The sequence below is a fragment of the Microbacterium sp. zg.B48 genome, assembly GCF_024623505.1.
GTDB lineage: Bacteria > Actinomycetota > Actinomycetes > Actinomycetales > Microbacteriaceae > Microbacterium.
Window position 1 is genome coordinate 22,115 of sequence record NZ_JANJFE010000015.1, and the last position, 14,852, is coordinate 36,966.

12 protein-coding genes are annotated in these 14,852 nt (G+C 71.7%); 4 read left to right on the top strand and 8 right to left on the bottom strand.

Features of this window, described 5'->3' with window-relative positions:
• Position 1 precedes the first annotated feature (1 nt).
• Genes NQ152_RS11885 through NQ152_RS11910 form a run of 6 tightly spaced genes read right to left on the bottom strand, consistent with a single transcriptional unit; the run spans position 2 to position 5,965 of the window.
• Entirely contained in the window at positions 2 to 1,045 is a 1,044-nt protein-coding gene (locus NQ152_RS11885; protein WP_257501678.1) for a glycosyltransferase family A protein, read from the bottom strand.
• Between the two features lie 2 nt (positions 1,046 to 1,047).
• A complete protein-coding gene (locus NQ152_RS11890; RefSeq protein ID WP_257501582.1) occupies positions 1,048 to 2,163 on the bottom strand; it encodes a DegT/DnrJ/EryC1/StrS aminotransferase family protein in 1,116 nt (371 codons plus the stop codon).
• A complete protein-coding gene (locus tag NQ152_RS11895; RefSeq protein WP_257501581.1) occupies positions 2,160 to 2,786 on the bottom strand; it encodes a NeuD/PglB/VioB family sugar acetyltransferase in 627 nt (208 codons plus the stop codon). The genes NQ152_RS11890 and NQ152_RS11895 overlap by 4 nt, the downstream gene beginning before the upstream one ends.
• Positions 2,779 to 3,906: a DegT/DnrJ/EryC1/StrS aminotransferase family protein gene (locus NQ152_RS11900; protein WP_257524145.1), complete on the bottom strand. Its 1,128-nt coding sequence runs from the start codon at positions 3,904 to 3,906 to the stop codon at positions 2,779 to 2,781. The genes NQ152_RS11895 and NQ152_RS11900 overlap by 8 nt, the downstream gene beginning before the upstream one ends.
• Before the next feature lie 17 nt (positions 3,907 to 3,923).
• The gene (locus tag NQ152_RS11905) at positions 3,924 to 4,913 is read right to left on the bottom strand and encodes an NAD-dependent epimerase/dehydratase family protein (RefSeq protein ID WP_257501580.1); all 990 of its coding nucleotides are present in this window, start codon (positions 4,911 to 4,913) and stop codon (positions 3,924 to 3,926) included.
• Positions 4,910 to 5,965 carry a Gfo/Idh/MocA family protein gene (locus tag NQ152_RS11910; protein ID WP_257524120.1) on the bottom strand — a complete coding sequence of 352 codons (1,056 nt, stop codon included), beginning with the start codon at positions 5,963 to 5,965 and terminating at the stop codon, positions 4,910 to 4,912. Before NQ152_RS11910 ends, NQ152_RS11905 begins: the two co-directional genes overlap by 4 nt.
• A 373-nt stretch (positions 5,966 to 6,338) precedes the next feature.
• Between NQ152_RS11910 and NQ152_RS11915 the strand changes: the two genes are divergently transcribed.
• Positions 6,339 to 6,941: an acyltransferase gene (locus tag NQ152_RS11915; RefSeq protein ID WP_257501578.1), complete on the top strand. Its 603-nt coding sequence runs from the start codon at positions 6,339 to 6,341 to the stop codon at positions 6,939 to 6,941.
• Between the two features lie 13 nt (positions 6,942 to 6,954).
• Here NQ152_RS11915 and coaA read toward each other — a convergent pair whose 3' ends face one another.
• The gene (gene coaA / locus NQ152_RS11920; RefSeq protein WP_257524121.1) at positions 6,955 to 7,938 is read right to left on the bottom strand and encodes a type I pantothenate kinase; all 984 of its coding nucleotides are present in this window, start codon (positions 7,936 to 7,938) and stop codon (positions 6,955 to 6,957) included.
• A gap of 492 nt (positions 7,939 to 8,430) precedes the next feature.
• Between coaA and NQ152_RS11925 the strand changes: the two genes are divergently transcribed.
• The 3 genes from NQ152_RS11925 to NQ152_RS11935 all read left to right on the top strand — a co-directional run bounded on the left by NQ152_RS11925 (position 8,431) and on the right by NQ152_RS11935 (position 12,991).
• Complete coding sequence (locus NQ152_RS11925; protein WP_257501576.1) at positions 8,431 to 9,375, top strand: Ppx/GppA phosphatase family protein; 945 nt, start codon at positions 8,431 to 8,433, stop codon at positions 9,373 to 9,375.
• 189 nt (positions 9,376 to 9,564) lie between these two features.
• Positions 9,565 to 12,144 carry a DUF4062 domain-containing protein gene (locus tag NQ152_RS11930; protein WP_257524122.1) on the top strand — a complete coding sequence of 860 codons (2,580 nt, stop codon included), beginning with the start codon at positions 9,565 to 9,567 and terminating at the stop codon, positions 12,142 to 12,144.
• Positions 12,125 to 12,991 (top strand): hypothetical protein, encoded by an 867-nt coding sequence (locus tag NQ152_RS11935; protein ID WP_257524123.1) that lies wholly within the window; start codon positions 12,125 to 12,127, stop codon positions 12,989 to 12,991. Before NQ152_RS11930 ends, NQ152_RS11935 begins: the two co-directional genes overlap by 20 nt.
• Positions 12,992 to 13,486: 495 nt before the next feature.
• On the opposite strand, the gene glmM is transcribed toward NQ152_RS11935, so the two are convergent.
• The gene (glmM, locus tag NQ152_RS11940) at positions 13,487 to 14,845 is read right to left on the bottom strand and encodes a phosphoglucosamine mutase (protein ID WP_257501573.1); all 1,359 of its coding nucleotides are present in this window, start codon (positions 14,843 to 14,845) and stop codon (positions 13,487 to 13,489) included.
• Positions 14,846 to 14,852: the final 7 nt, after the last annotated feature.

Genomic DNA, 14,852 nt, shown 5'->3' on the forward strand with positions numbered 1-14,852 from the left:
CTCAGAGACCGACTTCGAGGTGCCGACGGGAGCGGATCTTCCACCGCAGATTCTCCACGGAGCCGACCAGGCGGGCCGGCGCACCGTCCTGCGCGGTCAGTTCCGCCCACCGCCACACCGCAGACCGGACGATCTCGGGGGCGGTCGCGCGGGCGAAGTCCTGCATCTGCACCAGCACCTCGGTGGGGGCCCCGTCCGCGGTCAGCAGCGCCCCCCGCAGCAGGGCTTCGCGGGCCACCGACCGCTTCGCCGTGCGGATCAGACCGGGCGCGCGCCGGATCACCGCGCCGTCGTGGGCGAAGAACCGCTCGTACACGCCGAGGACCTGCGCCATGTCATCCAGCAGCCCGCCGTGTTCGGTGGAGTGCATGTTCTGGCCGTGATCGCGGTAGTACGCCTGGCGCGGCCCGGCCACGAACCCGACGTCGCTGACGGCCGCGGCCTGCAGCCACATGTACATGTCCGCGGAGTGCGGGAAGTCCGGGTTATAGCCGCCGGTGGCCTCGTACACCGAGCGGCGCAGCACCGCTTCGGGGTTGACCACCGCATTGCGTCCGCGGCGCACGAGCCGCGCGGTCCACTCGTCACCGCCCCACACCTGCCACCATCCGCGACCGCCGCGGGCGGCGGGGAGCTCTCCGTGGAACCACTCCACCCCGCCGTAGACGAGCCCGACCCGCGGGTGCGCCTCCATCAGCGCCACCGACCGGGTCAGCGAGTTCGGGGTGAGTGCGTCGTCGGCCGAGAGGAGGACGACGTAGTCCCCGGAGGCTCGCGAGAGCCCGTCGTTGTAGGTGCGGATGTGCCGCATGTTCTGCTCGTGCTCCACCAGCGTGACGCGCTCGTCGGCGGACGCGATGCGGCGTGCCGCTTCCGTGCTGCCGTCGGTGGACCGGTCATCGACGATGATGACCTCGACGTCCAGGCCGCGCTGGTCGAGGGCGGAGCCCACCGCGGTCGGCAGGTACTGGCCGTAGTTGAAGTGCGGGATGACGACGGTCACGGTGGGGCGTCGTCGCATCGGCATCGGGCGATACACGCGCATGGTCACACCAGCTCCCGGGCCACGGCGCGCACCAGCGCGTCCGCGACCCGCTCCTGCTGCGCCCCGGTCAGGTGCGGGAACATCGGCAGCGACAGGATGCGGCCCGCCGCAGCCTCCGCGACCGGGAACTGCCCGCGGCGGTGGCCGAGCGGCGCATACGCGTCGGTCAGGGGCACCGGGGTCGGATAGTGGATGCCGGTGCCGATGCCCGCCGCGCCCAGCTCCGCCACGACGCGGTCGCGGTCCTCCACGCGCACCACGTACAGGTGCCAGACGTCCGTGTTCCCCGGCCGGACCGCGGGAATCCGCACCTCGCTGTCCCGCAGCAGCTGCGCGTACCGTTCGGCAGCGACCCGGCGGGCCTGGTTCCACCCCTCCAGCCGGCGCAGCTTCGCGCGCAGCACCGCCGCCTGCACGGCATCCAGGCGCGCGTTGACCCCCACATGGGTGTGCACGTATTTGGTCGCACTGCCGTGGCCGGCGAGGGTGCGCACGAGCGCCGCGACGTCGGGATCATCGGTCAGGACAGCGCCCGCGTCGCCGGCCGCACCGAGGTTCTTGCCGGGGTAGAAGCTGGTCGCCGCCACGCGCGACAGTGCGCCGGCGCGGCCGGCCGCGCACGACGCACCCTGCGACTGGGCGGCGTCCTCGATCAGCACCAGGTCGTGGCCCTGCGCGATCGGCAGCAGAAGATCCATCGGTGCGGTCTGCCCGAACAGGTGCACGGGGACGATCGCACGGGTGCGTGCCGTGATCGCGGCCTCGACGGCGTCGGGATCCATCAGGAGGTGCTCGTCGTCGACGTCGACGAAGACCGGCACGGCGCCGATGCGGGATGCCGCCTCGGCGGTGGCGATGAACGTGTTGGCGGGCATGATCACCTCGTCGCCCGGCCCCACGCCGGCCGCGCGGTAGGCGAGCTCGAGCGCGTCGGTGCCGTTGGAGACACCGACGACGTGCGTCACGCCGACGTAGTCCGCGAACTCCCGCTCGAAGGCGTCCACTTCGGCCCCGCCGATGAAGCCGGCGGACTCGAGCTGCGCGCGCCACACCGGCAGCACCTCGTCGACGATCTCGGCCTGCTGCGCGGCCAGATCCAGGAACGGGACGCCGGTCATCGCGCCTCCTCCAGCCGGCGGGCCGGCACGCCGGCCCAGATCTGATCGGACGGGACGTCCTCCAGCACGGCGGCGCCCATGCCGACCGTCGCGGCGGCGCCGATCTGCACGCCCTGGCGGATGGACGCGTTCATCCCCAGGTAGGCCGCTTCGCGGATGCACACGGATCCGCCGAGTGCGACGCCCGCGGCGAGGGTCGCGAAGTCCTCCACGACGTTGTCGTGCGCGATCGTGCAGTTGGGCATCACGACGACATGGCGCCCGAGGACCGCATCGGCGGTGACCACCGCGCCGTCCAGCACGATGCTGCCGGCCCCGACGGCGCTGCTGGCGCCGATCCGCGCCGAGCGCGCCACATAGGTGGCGAAGCGCTGCTCGGGCACCCCGAACTTCCGCAGCCGGCGCACCACCGTGCGGCGGCTCACGCTCGGCCCGATGCACACCAGCAGCATCTCGTCCCGCCGCGTCGCATCGCCGGTCAGTCCGATCACCGGGACGCCGGCGATCTCGGTGCCCTGCAACTCGAGGTTGTCGTCCAGGATGCCGGTGACCCCGACGATCCCGGCGGCCAGGACCTCGCGCGCCAGCCCGCTCGCCCCCACCAGCAGCACTCCCTCACTCACCGTCCGCGCTCCCCGCTGCGCGCAGCACCGCGATCACCCGGTCCTGGTCGGCGGCCGACAGGGAGTGATACACCGGCAGGATCAGGGTGCGATCGGTCAGGCGGTCGGTGACCGGGAGCCCCTGCGGCGGGGTGAGGCCGCGGTACGGCGGCTGGCGGTGCGAGGCCATGATGCCGCGCCGGGCGGAGATGTCCGCGTCGGCGAGCGCCTCCAGCAGCCCGTCCCGGTCGCTCGGGTACCCCTCGAGCACCTCGACCCAGAAGGACTGGTAGTTGCCGGTGCCGTAGGGCGGGTCGGTGACCGCGCGCAGCCCGGGGATCTCGGCGATCGCACGCTGGTAGGTCTGCGCGATCTCGCGGCGGCGCGCCACGATCTCGGGCAGGCGGCTCAGCTGCACGATGCCCACCGCGGCCTGCAGGTCGGTCATCCGGAAGTTGAAGCCCATCTCGCTGTACTCCTCGGCGGCCGGCAGCACCGAGCGGTGCCGGTCGGAGGCCGAGACGCTCATCGCGTGCTCTCGCAGGTGCCGTGCGCGCAGCGCCCAGTCCTCCCGCGAGGTGGTGATCATCCCGCCCTCGCCGGTGGTCAGGAGCTTGCGGGGGTGGAACGACCATGCCGCGATGTCCGCCCCCGCCCCCACCGGGCGGCCCTTGTAGACGGATCCCGCACCGCACGCGGCATCCTCCACCACGACGATCCCCTCCGGGTCGGCCACCGCACGGATCTCATCCAGGTCCACCGGCACGCCGCCCTGGTCGACGGCGATGACAGCGCGGGTGGCCGAGGTGAGGACGTCCGCCACGGTGGCGCCGGTGAGGTCGCCGGTGGTGGGATCCACGTCCGCGAACACCGGGTTCGCGCCGACGTAGCGGACGGCGTTGGTGGTGGCGATGAACGAGAACGACGGCACGATCACCTCGTCGCCCGCTCCGATGCCGGCGACCAGCAGCGCGAGGTGCAGAGCGGTCGTGCAGCTGGTCGTGGCCACCGCGTAGGGCGCGTGCATCGCCGCGGCGAACTCCTGCTCGAACCGCAGCACCCGCGGTCCCTGCGCGACCCATCCGCTGGCGATCGCGTCGGCGACGGCATCCGTCTCTTCCTGGCCCAGCCACGGGACCATGACGCTGATGCGGTCGCTCACGCGCGCACCAGTCGGCCGGCCGCGATCTGCTCGCGCAGCGGCGTCCACCACTCCACCAGCATCCGCAGTCCCTCGTCGATTCCGATCGTGGCCTCGAATCCGAGATCGCGCGCGGCGGCGCGGGTATCGGCGAGCCGGCGGGGGACACCGTTGACGGCGCGTTCGGGTCCGTGCTCGATTCCGAGCTCGGACCCCATCACGCGCAGCAGTGCCTCCGCAAGGTCCAGCAAGCTGGTTTCGGTGCCGCTCGCGATGTTGTAGTCGCCGTCAACGGTGTCGCTCTGCGCCGCGAGCACGTTGGCCCGGGCGATGTCCGGAACGCAGATGAAGTCCATCGTCTGCCGGCCGTCGCCGAAGATCAGCGGCGGCTTGCCGTCGGCGATGCGCTCCATCCAGCGCACGAGCACTTCGGTGTACAGGCCGTGCACGTCCATGCGCGGACCGTACACGTTGAAGTACCGCAGGATGACGTAGTCCAGGCCGTGCATGGCCCGGAAGCTGCGGATCAGTCCCTCGTTGAAGGACTTCGCCGCGCCGTACAGGGTGTCGTTGTTGTGGTGGTGGTGCCGCTCCGAGGTCGGGAACTCCTCGGCGAGGCCGAACACCGAGGCGCTCGAGGCCGCGATCAGCTTCGCGCGGTGCCGCGCCGCGGACTCGACGACGTTGAAGGTCCCGTCGACCAGCACCTCGAGGGCGAGCCTGGGCTCCTCCGCGCACTGCGTGATGCGGATCGCCGCCTGGTGGTAGACGAGGTCCTTGCCCGCGGTGAGCTCATCCACCAGCTGCGCGTCGCGGATGTCGCCCTCGACAAGGCTCACCCGCCCGGACGCGAGCGCGTCCTCCAGGTTGCCGATCCGGCCGCGCACCAGGTTGTCCAGCACGTCGACGTGCGCGACCCCGGCCGCCAGCAGCTGGTCGACCAGCGTCGATCCCACCGTCCCGGCGCCGCCGGTGACGAGGATGTCCGCGCCCTCCAGAGTGGTCATCGCGCCACCTCCAGCTTCATGGATGCCGCGGCCATCGACTGCGGAGCGCCGCTCGCTTCGAGGCTGCTGGTGGCGGCCTCCAGCACCGACAGCACGCGCAGGCCGGCGCCGCCGCTGGTGCGCGCGGTGCGTCCTTCGCGGATGGCCGCGGCGAACTCGGCGACCACACCGGCCAGCGCCTCGCCCTCGTCCAGGGCCGGCGCCCAGGTGTCGCCGAGGCGATACGAGATGTTCGCGGCGCGCGCGTCGACCGCGGTGGCTTTGGAGACCTCTGCGATGTCCACGCCGCGGTCATAGACGCTGACCCGCTGCTGCGGGTTGAGGTCGTCCCACACCAGTGTGCGCTTGGTGCCGCCGATCACCATCTGCCGGATCTTGGTCGGGCTGAGCCAGTTGACGTGCACGTGCGCCATCGCGCCTCCGCTCAGCGGCATCGCCAGATAGCCCACGCACGATTTGCCGGTGCGCAGCGGGTCGGCGCCGTGCGCGGACACGCTGGTCACGTCCAGGCCGCCGGGCAGCACGAAGTCCATGATCGACAGGTCGTGCGGCGCGAGGTCCCAGAACACGTCGACGTCGGGCTGGATCAGGCCGAGGTTGATGCGCACGCTGTCCACGAACAGCACCTCGCCGAGGAATCCTTCGGCGATCAGGTCGCGGATCTTCAGCACCGCGGGGGTGTAGCAGTACGTGTGGTCGGCCATCAGGACCAGACGCAGCTCGCTGGCGCGTTCCACCATCTCCAGTCCGGCGGTGCGGCTGTCGGCGAGCGGCTTCTCGACGATCACGTGCTTGCCGGCCTCCAGCGCCGCCATCACGATCGCGTGATGCGTGCGCGCGGGTGTGGCGATGGCGACCGCATCGATCAGCGGATCGTTCAGCACGTCGCCCAGACGCGCGGTGACCGGGGCGCCGCCCACCGACTCCGCGACCGAGCGCGCCCGCTCGATGTCCAGGTCGCAGATCCCGGCCAGGTTCCACGCCGCATTGCCGCGGAAATTGCGCGCGAGGTTCGGCCCCCAGTATCCGGCCCCCACAACAGCGATGTTCATCCTGTGGTCCACGATGTCCCCGACTCCCCAGTCATCTCCCCAGATGCGCGACGAAGCGCCGGCTGGTGAGGCCGGTCGCGGTCACGCCGAGGATCGGGTCGGCGGCGGCAGAGCACGCACGCGCGAAAGCGCCGGCTGCCGTCGGCTGCGCCGTCCCTTTCAGGACGACGGATTCCCCAATCCCCATTTTTCCCCAGACTGCCCGCGGCACTGTGTGACAGTTCCCCGGGCCACCTGCCCCAGCAGGTGTCTTCTACCGACGACGGTGCGCGCGATCCCCAGAAAGCGCAGTCGCCGATATCCCCGCGTGCAGTATAACGTTATGCGGTCATGGCGAAGCAATGCCTGGACCGCACTTTCCGAAGGGATGCCGATGACCGACCCCCGCACCCCCTTCGTCGCGGCCTCCGCCGACGTCGCCGATTCCGCGTCGCTCGGCCCGGGGACACGCGTGTGGCACCTGGCCCAGGTGCGCGAGGACGCCGTGCTCGGCGCGGACTGCAACCTCGGTCGCGGCGCCTACGTCGGACCCGGAGTCCGGATCGGCGATTCCTGCAAGCTGCAGAACTATTCGCTGGTGTACGAGCCGGCCGTGCTCGGCGACGGGGTGTTCATCGGCCCGGCCGCGGTGCTCACCAACGATGAGTTCCCGCGGGCGGCGAACCTGGATCTCACGGTCAAGACCGAGGGCGACTGGCACCCGGTCGGCGTGCTGATCGGTGACGGCGCCTCCATCGGCGCGCGCGCGGTGTGCGTCGCGCCGGTGCGGGTCGGAGCCTGGGCGCTGGTCGCGGCCGGTGCGGTGGTGACCAAGGACGTGCCGGAGTACGCGCTGGTCGTCGGCGTGCCGGCCCGCCGCATCGGCTGGGTGGGCCGTGCGGGCAAGCCGCTTCGGGCGGAGGCCGGCGCGTGGGTGTGCCCGGACACCGGCGAGCGCTACATCGAGACCGACGGCATCCTGCGTCCGGAGGTGTGAGTCGGGTGACCGGCTACAGCTTGCGCAGCAGGACCCGCTCGACCGTGTGCGTCGCGCCCTTCTCCAGCACCAGCGTCGCCTGGTGCTTGGTGGGCAGCACGTTCTCCTCGAGGTTCGGCAGGTTGATGTCGTTCCAAAACCCCATCGCGGTCTGCACGGCTTCGCCGTCGGACAGGTGCGAGAAGACGTTGAAGAACGAACTGGGGTTCGCGAACGCGCTGCGGCGCAGCGCCAGGAACCGGTCCACGAACCAGGAGGCGATGTGGTCGGTCTCGGCATCCACGTAGATGGAGAAGTCGAACAGCTCGCTGACCGCGATGTCGCTCGGGGAGGGTGAGGGCTGCAGCACGTTGAGCCCCTCGACGATCACGACGTCGGGGCGCCGCACGGTGACGTGGGCGTCGGGGACGATGTCGTACCGCATGTGCGAGTAGAACGGCGCGCGCGCTTCGGGCGCCCCGCTCTTGACGTCGGTGAGGAAGCTGACGAGGGCGCGGCGGTCGTAGGACTCGGGGAAGCCTTTGCGCGCCATCAGCCCGCGGCGCTCGAGCTCGGCGTTGGGATACAGGAACCCGTCGGTGGTGACCAGCTCCACCCGCGGCGTGCCGGGCCAGCGGCTCATCAGCTCGCGCAGCAGTCGGGCGATGGTGGACTTTCCGACCGCGACGGATCCGGCCACGGCCACGACGAACGGCGTGGTCGTGTCGGGCTCGCCGAGGAACGTGCTCGTGTCGGCGCCGAGCCGCTTGGTCGCGTTGGCGTACAGGCTCAGCAGCCGGCTGAGCGGCAGGTACACCTCGCGCACTTCGGCGAGGTCCAGCATGTCGCCGATGCCGCGGATCTGCACGATCTCGGTCTCGGTCAGCGGCTGCGGCGTGCCCGAGGCCAGTCGCGACCAGTCCCCGCGGTCGATCTCGCGGTAGAGCGAGAATCCGTCCGTCGCCGCAGAGCCCGACACGGAGGCGGTCGGTGCGGGGGCGGTGTCGTCGGCGGGCATCCCGAACATCGTATCCATACCGCGCCCCGCCCCCTCGCTCGCTCGCCCCTGCTCGTCCCTGCTCGCGAGAGTGCACGTCCCCGCGGGCGAGAGTGCACGTCCCCGCTCGCGAGAGTGCACGTCCTCGCTCGCGAGAGTGCACGTTGTCGTTGCCGAGAGTGCACGTCCCGGCTCGCTAGGGTGCACATCCCCGCTCGCGAGAGTGCAGGTCCCTGTCGGCGGGGATGCACGCCGCCACTTCGGGAGCTTCTTGCGCGGATGACGAGATTCGAATATCGGCATGGCCTTCGGCTGCGGCAACGAGCACCCTTGGCAGCGGCAACGTGCACTCTCGACAGCCATGCCACCCACTCTCGACAGCGGCAACGTGCACTCTCGACAGCCACGCCACGCACCCTCGGCAGCGGCAACGTGCACCCTCGGCAGCAGGGGCGGAGTCCGCGGGGCGGAGGCCGCGCGGGCCGGGCGCCGCGCCACGCTACGCTTTCCCCCGTGCGCCTCGGAGTCCTCGATATCGGCTCGAACACCGTCCACCTGCTCGTTGCCGATGTGCGACCGGGAGGGCGTCCGCTCGCGACGACGAGCCAACGCACGATCCTGCGGCTGATGCGCTACCTCGCCCCGGACGGATCGATCACCGAGGAGGGCATCGTCGCCCTCGAGCAGGCGGTGCGCGAAGCCCGCGCGGTCGCGGCGACCGAGCGGGTCGACGAGCTGCTCGCCACCGCGACCTCCGCGGTCCGCGAGGCCGAGAACGGCGCCGCTGTCATCGCCCGCATCGAGGCAGCGCTGGGCCAGCCGCTGCAGGTGCTGGCCGGCGAGACCGAGGCCCGGTTCACCTACCTCGCCGTCCGGCGCTGGATGGGCTGGGCGGCCGGACAGATCCTGCTCCTGGACATCGGCGGCGGCTCGCTCGAGATCGCAGCCGGATCCGAGGAGCTGCCCGACGCCGCGGCATCCGTCCCGCTCGGCGCAGGCCGCATGACCGTGCAGTTCCTGCCCGACGACCCGCCCGGCGAAGCCGCGGTCGAGCGGCTGCGGGCGCACGCGGCGCAGACCCTGGCGCCGGTGCTCGACACGTTCCGCGCGCAGCCGCGCCCCGACCGGTTCGTCGGCTCGTCGAAGGCGATCCGCTCGCTGGCGAAACTCGCGGGCCGTCCGGTTCCAGGCTGGTCCAGCATCGAGCGGATGCTGTTGCCTCGGGCCGCGCTCGGCGCCTGGATTCCGCGGCTGGCGCGCATCCCCGCGCTCGCGCGGCAGGAGCTGCCGGGGATCACTCCGGACCGCACCTTCCAGATCGTCGCCGCGGCGGTCGTGCTGCACACCGCGATGACCGCGCTCGACGTCGAGGAGCTCGAGGTCTCGCCGTGGGCACTGCGCGAGGGCGTGCTGCTGCGGTACATCGAGTCCCTGTCCTGGAGCGCCCCGGCCGCCTGAGCCTGCGCCCCAGCCCGCGTCACCCGCTACCCACCCCGCCACACGCCGCCTGCAGACCCCCACCCGCTGCCCACCCCGCCACCACGCCGGCGCCCCCAACCCGCGGCATCCGCCCCCACACGCCGCCCACCCACGCCCCACCCGTGCTGAACTCTGGCGCAACGGACCCACCTGCGCCACACTTCAGGTATGGACGCTCCTGCGGCGTCGATCCGCACTCCCGACCAGCGCATCCGGGTGTTCCTCAGCTCCACTCTCCGAGAACTCGAGCCCGAGCGCGAAGCCGCGCGTGCCGCGATCGAGTCACTTCACCTGGCCCCGGTCATGTTCGAATTGGGCGCGCGGCCGCACCCGCCCCGGTCCCTCTACCGCGCCTACCTCGCGCAGAGCGACATCTTCATCGGCCTCTACTGGCAGAGCTACGGGTGGACCTCGCCCGACGAGCAGATCTCCGGGCTCGAGGACGAGTACCTGCTCTCCGGCGACCTGCCCCACCTGATCTACATCAAAAGCCCCGCCCCCGACCGCGACCCGAAGCTGGCGGAGCTGCTCGATCGTATCCGCAGCGACGACACGAGTTCGTACCGCAGCTTCGAGACGCCCGCCGAGCTCGCGCAGCTGATCGTCGCCGACCTGGCCACCCTGCTCGCGGACCGCTTCGACGCGTCGCGGGCCGCACCGGCGGCCGTGCAGGTGGAGTCCGGCCGCGGCATCCCGGCCCCGTTCACCAAGCTGGTCGGTCGCGCCGCCGAGCAGCAGCAGCTGCTCGAGCTGCTGGACTCCCCCGGCGTGCGCATGGTGACCATCGTCGGCCCGGGCGGGATCGGCAAGTCCCGCCTGGCCATCGAGGTCGCCGGCGCGGTTGCGGCGAGCGGCCGCGAGGTCGCCTTCACGATGCTCGAGACGGTCATCTCTCCCGACCGCGTGCTGAGCATGATCGCGCGGGCCGCCGGCGTGCGCGAGACCGGCGAGGAGCGCGTCGAGACCAAGCTCGTCACCGCCCTGGCCGGCCGCGACATGCTGCTGGTCGTGGACAACATGGAGCACCTGCTCGACGCCACCGGCGACCTGGTCCGCCTGATCACCCAGCTGCCGCGCCTGCAGCTGCTGGTGACCAGCCGCTCCCCGCTGCGGGTGCGGGCCGAGCGGACCTTCGAACTCGGCCCGCTCAGCCTTCCTGACCCGGATGCGTCATCCACGGATGCCGCGGACGCCAGCGCCGTCGCCCTGTTCGTCGAGCGGGCCACCGCGATCAGCCCCACCTTCCGCCTCACTCCGGACCAGGCGCCGGCCGTCGCGGGGATCGTCCGGGCGCTGGACGGAGTGCCGCTCGCGATCGAACTGGCCGCGGCGCGCACCCGGACGATGCCCCCGCGGGAGATCCTCAAGCGGCTGGATTCCGCGCTGAGCCTGCTGGTCGGCGGCGCCCGCGACCTGCCCGAACGGCAGCAGACCGTGCGCAGCACGATCGAGTGGAGCGTCCGGCTGCTGGATGCAGAGGCGATCGCGGCCTTCGAGTCGCTCTCGGTGTTCTCCGGCCCGTTCACCTTCGCCGCGGCCGCGGACGTCCTCGGGGACGGGGCGGTCGCGGCGATGGAGGCGCTGGTGGACACCAGCCTGCTCTGGCAGCACGAACGCGACGGCGTGCAGGTGTTCGGGATGCTGGCGCTGGTCCGCGCCTTCGCACGCGAGCGCGCGCAGGCGCCCGAGGCGGCCGATGCCGTCGCGGCGGCGCAGGATCGCTGGGTGGCCCACTACATTGCCGTCGCCCACGACGCGGCGGTGCGCATGCGCACCGCCGAGCAGGTGGCGGTGATCCGCGAATTGGATGCCGAACGCGAGAACCTCGCCGCGATCGTGCGTCACCTGCTGGACACCGCGCGCCTGGATGACGCCGCCGATTTCGCCTGGTCGCTGTACCTGTACGTGTGGATCGCGGGACTCCTCGGAGTCGTCCACGACTGGATGGCCGAGCTGCTCGAGCGTGCCGACCGCGACGGGATCGAGCTGAGCACCCGCACCGAGGCGATCGCGCTGTACTTCACCCGCGCGGTGACGTACTGGCAGGATCCCGACGTCGATGTGCTGCCCGGGCTGCGGCGCGCGGCGGAGCTGTTCGAGAAGTGCGGGGAGCCCGAGAGCGCGGCCCTGACGCAGGTCTCGATCGGCCTGGCGTATCTGTCCGCCCCGACCGGCCCGGACCTCGCGTCCGGTCGCGCCGCCCTGGAAAAGGGACTGGCCGGGTTCCGGGGTGCCGGCGACCGCTGGGGGCAGGCGATGATCCTGGTCACGCTCGGCCGGATCGACATGGCGTCGCAGGATGTCGCTGCCGCAGCGCAGCGATTCGACGAGAGCCTCGCGTTGGCCTCGTCGGCGGGCGAGACGCTGGGGGTGGTCATCGCGCAGCATCACCGCGCCTGGCCGAGGTTCCTCCGCGGCGATCTGGACGGCGCCGAGAGCGACTTCGCCGAGGCCCTGGACACCTCGATGGCGATGCGCCACGACGAAGGCATCACCTACGGGCTCGAGGGGCTCGCGGCGGTCCGCGCCGCGCAGCGCAACGCCGAGCAGACCGGACTCCTGGTCGGCGCCGCGCAGCGCCTGCGCCGGCACACCGGCCTGGTGAACCCGGGCGGCCTGGCTTTCTACGGTCCGCTCGTCGACGCGCTCCGCGAGTTCGGTGAAGGACCGGTTCTGGATGCCGCAATGCAAGAGGGCGCGTCCCTGCCCGTCTCGGAGGTCGTCGCCCGTGTCACAGACCGACGCTGAGCCGGTCCGCCCCGCCCGGGTGCGCGATGACCGGGTGCTGCGGATCACGCGGATCGTCGCCCTGCTCCTGCTGCCGTTCCTGATCGTCGCGGTCATCCTGCTGTCCGTGTTCCCGGACCGCACCGGCGAGCTGTTCGCGTGGCCGATCGCCCCGCCGCTGAGCGCGTATCTGCTGGCCTCCGCATACGTCGGGGGCATCTGGGTCTTCGCCCGGATCGTGCGGACGCGGCGGTGGCATCGGGTGGTGGTCGCGTATCCGCCGGTGATCGTCTTCACCAGCGCTCTGCTGGTCGCGACGCTGCTGCACCTGGACCGGTTCTCGCAGAACGTGTCGTTCTACACCTGGTTCGTGCTGTACCTGACGACGCCGTTCCTGACCGCGTGGGTGTGGTGGCTGCAGCGCGGCCGCGACGACGGCGAGCCCGAGTCATCGGATGCGCGGGTGCCGATCGTGGTGCGCGGCATCATGGTCGTCGTCGGCCTGGCGTCGCTGATGACCGGCGCGGTGCTGTTCCTGGTCCCGAACATCGTGATCCCGCTGTGGGCGTGGGATGTGACCCCGCTGACCGCGCGGGTGCTCGGCGCGGTGCTGTCGCTGCCGGGTGTGGTGTCGCTGTGGTTCCTGCGCGACACCCGGTGGAGTTCGTTTCGGATCGTCTTCCAGGCGCAGATCGTGAGCCTGATCGCGATCGGATGCTCGCTGTTCGCGGGCCGCGACGCGCTGCACTGGGACCGTCCCGCGACTCCCGGTTTTCTCGCGCTCGTGGGCATCGCGTTCGTGGGCTACGTGGCCCTGTACGTCGGGATGGAGGTGCTGCGTCGGCGGGACGCGGCATCCGAGCCCTGACGTTGCCGCGGGTGACGTCGCGCCGAGTGCACGACTTCGCGTCGAGCGTACGACGTGTCCGCGCGCACAACCCGTGCACTCGGCGCTAACCCGCGCACTCGGCGAAGAGCGCGGCGGGACGCGGTATCCGCGCCCTGACCCCGCCCGCGAGTGCACGACCCCGCCGCGCCCGCGCCAGCCCCGAGCGCACGACTTCGCGTCGAACGTACGACGTGTCCGCGCGCAGAACCCGTGCACTCGGCGCTAACCCGTGCGCTCGGCGAACAGGTCGGCGGGACGCGGCATCCGAGCCCTGACTCCGCCCGCGAGCGCCCGACCCCGCCCGCGGGCGCACGACCCGCCCGCGGGCGCCCGACCTGCCGCGCCGACCTGCCCGCGAGTGCACGACGTCGCGCCGAACGTACGACGTGTCCGCGCGCACAACCCGTGCACTCGGCGCTAACCCGTGCGCTCGGCGAAAGGCGAAACGCGAACGGCGAAGGGGGCAAGCAGCAGCTACAGCGCGAGCCGCTCCCGGACCACGTCGGCAAGCTGTTCCGCGTACTCGGATGCGACCTCCGCGGAGGCGGCCTCCACCATCACGCGCACCATCTCCTCGGTGCCCGAGGGGCGCAGCAGCACGCGTCCGGAGTCGCCGAGTTCCGCGGCGACCAGGGCCACGGCATCCGCCACGCCCGAGTCGGTCGCGGCGAGCGTGCGATCCACGCCGCGCACGTTCACGAGCACCTGCGGGTACACCGTCATCACGGACGCGAGCTCGGCGAGGGTCTTGCCGGAGCGGGCCATCTCGGCCATCAGGTGCAGCCCTGTGAGCAGCCCATCGCCGGTGGTGGCGTACTCGCTCATGATCACGTGGCCGGACTGCTCGCCGCCGAGGGAGTATCCGCCCGCGTCCATCGCCTCGAGCACGTAGCGGTCGCCGACACCGGTCTGCACGACGGTGATGCCATGGTCGGCCATCGCGCGGTGCAGGCCGAGGTTGCTCATCACGGTCGCGACGAGGGTGTCTTTCACCAGGTGTCCGCGGTTCTTCATCGCGACGGCGAGGATCGCCATGATCTGGTCGCCGTCGATGATGCGTCCGCGCGCGTCCACGGCCAGGCAGCGGTCGGCGTCCCCGTCGTGCGCGATGCCGACGTCGGCGCCCACGCGCACCACGTGCGCGGCGAGCGAATCCAGGTGCGTGGAGCCGACACCGTCGTTGATGTTCATGCCGTCCGGGTCGGCGCCGATGACGGTGACCCGGGCGCCGGCGTCGCGGAAGGTCTCGGGCGAGACTCCGGATGCCGCGCCGTGCGCGCAGTCCAGCACGACGTGCAGTCCGTCCAAGCGGTGCGGCAGGGACGCCAGCAGATGGACGACGTAGCGGTCCTCGGCATCCGCGAACCGGCGGATGCGTCCGACCCCTGCGCCGGTGGGCTGCAGCTTCGGTGCCGACATGGCCGCTTCGATGCGTCGCTCGACCACGTCGGGGAGCTTGACACCGCCGCTGGCGAAGATCTTGATGCCGTTGTCCGGAGCGGGATTGTGGGATGCCGAGACCATCACGCCGAAGTCGGCGTCGATGTCGGCGATCAGATAGGCGGTGGCCGGGGTGGGCAGCACGCCCGCGTCGAGGACGTCGACACCGGACGAGGCCAGGCCCGCCGCGACGGCGGCGGAGAGGAATTCACCCGAGACGCGGGGGTCGCGGGCGACGACCGCGGTCAGGCGTTTGCCGGCGGCCCTGCGGGCCTCGGCGGTACGCCCCTGGCCCAGGACGACAGCAGTCGCCTGGGCCAGGGTCAGTGCGAGATCGGCGGTGAGGGGGCCGTTGGCCAGCCCCCGCACCCCGTCCGTGCCAAAGAGCGGCATGCGGAGC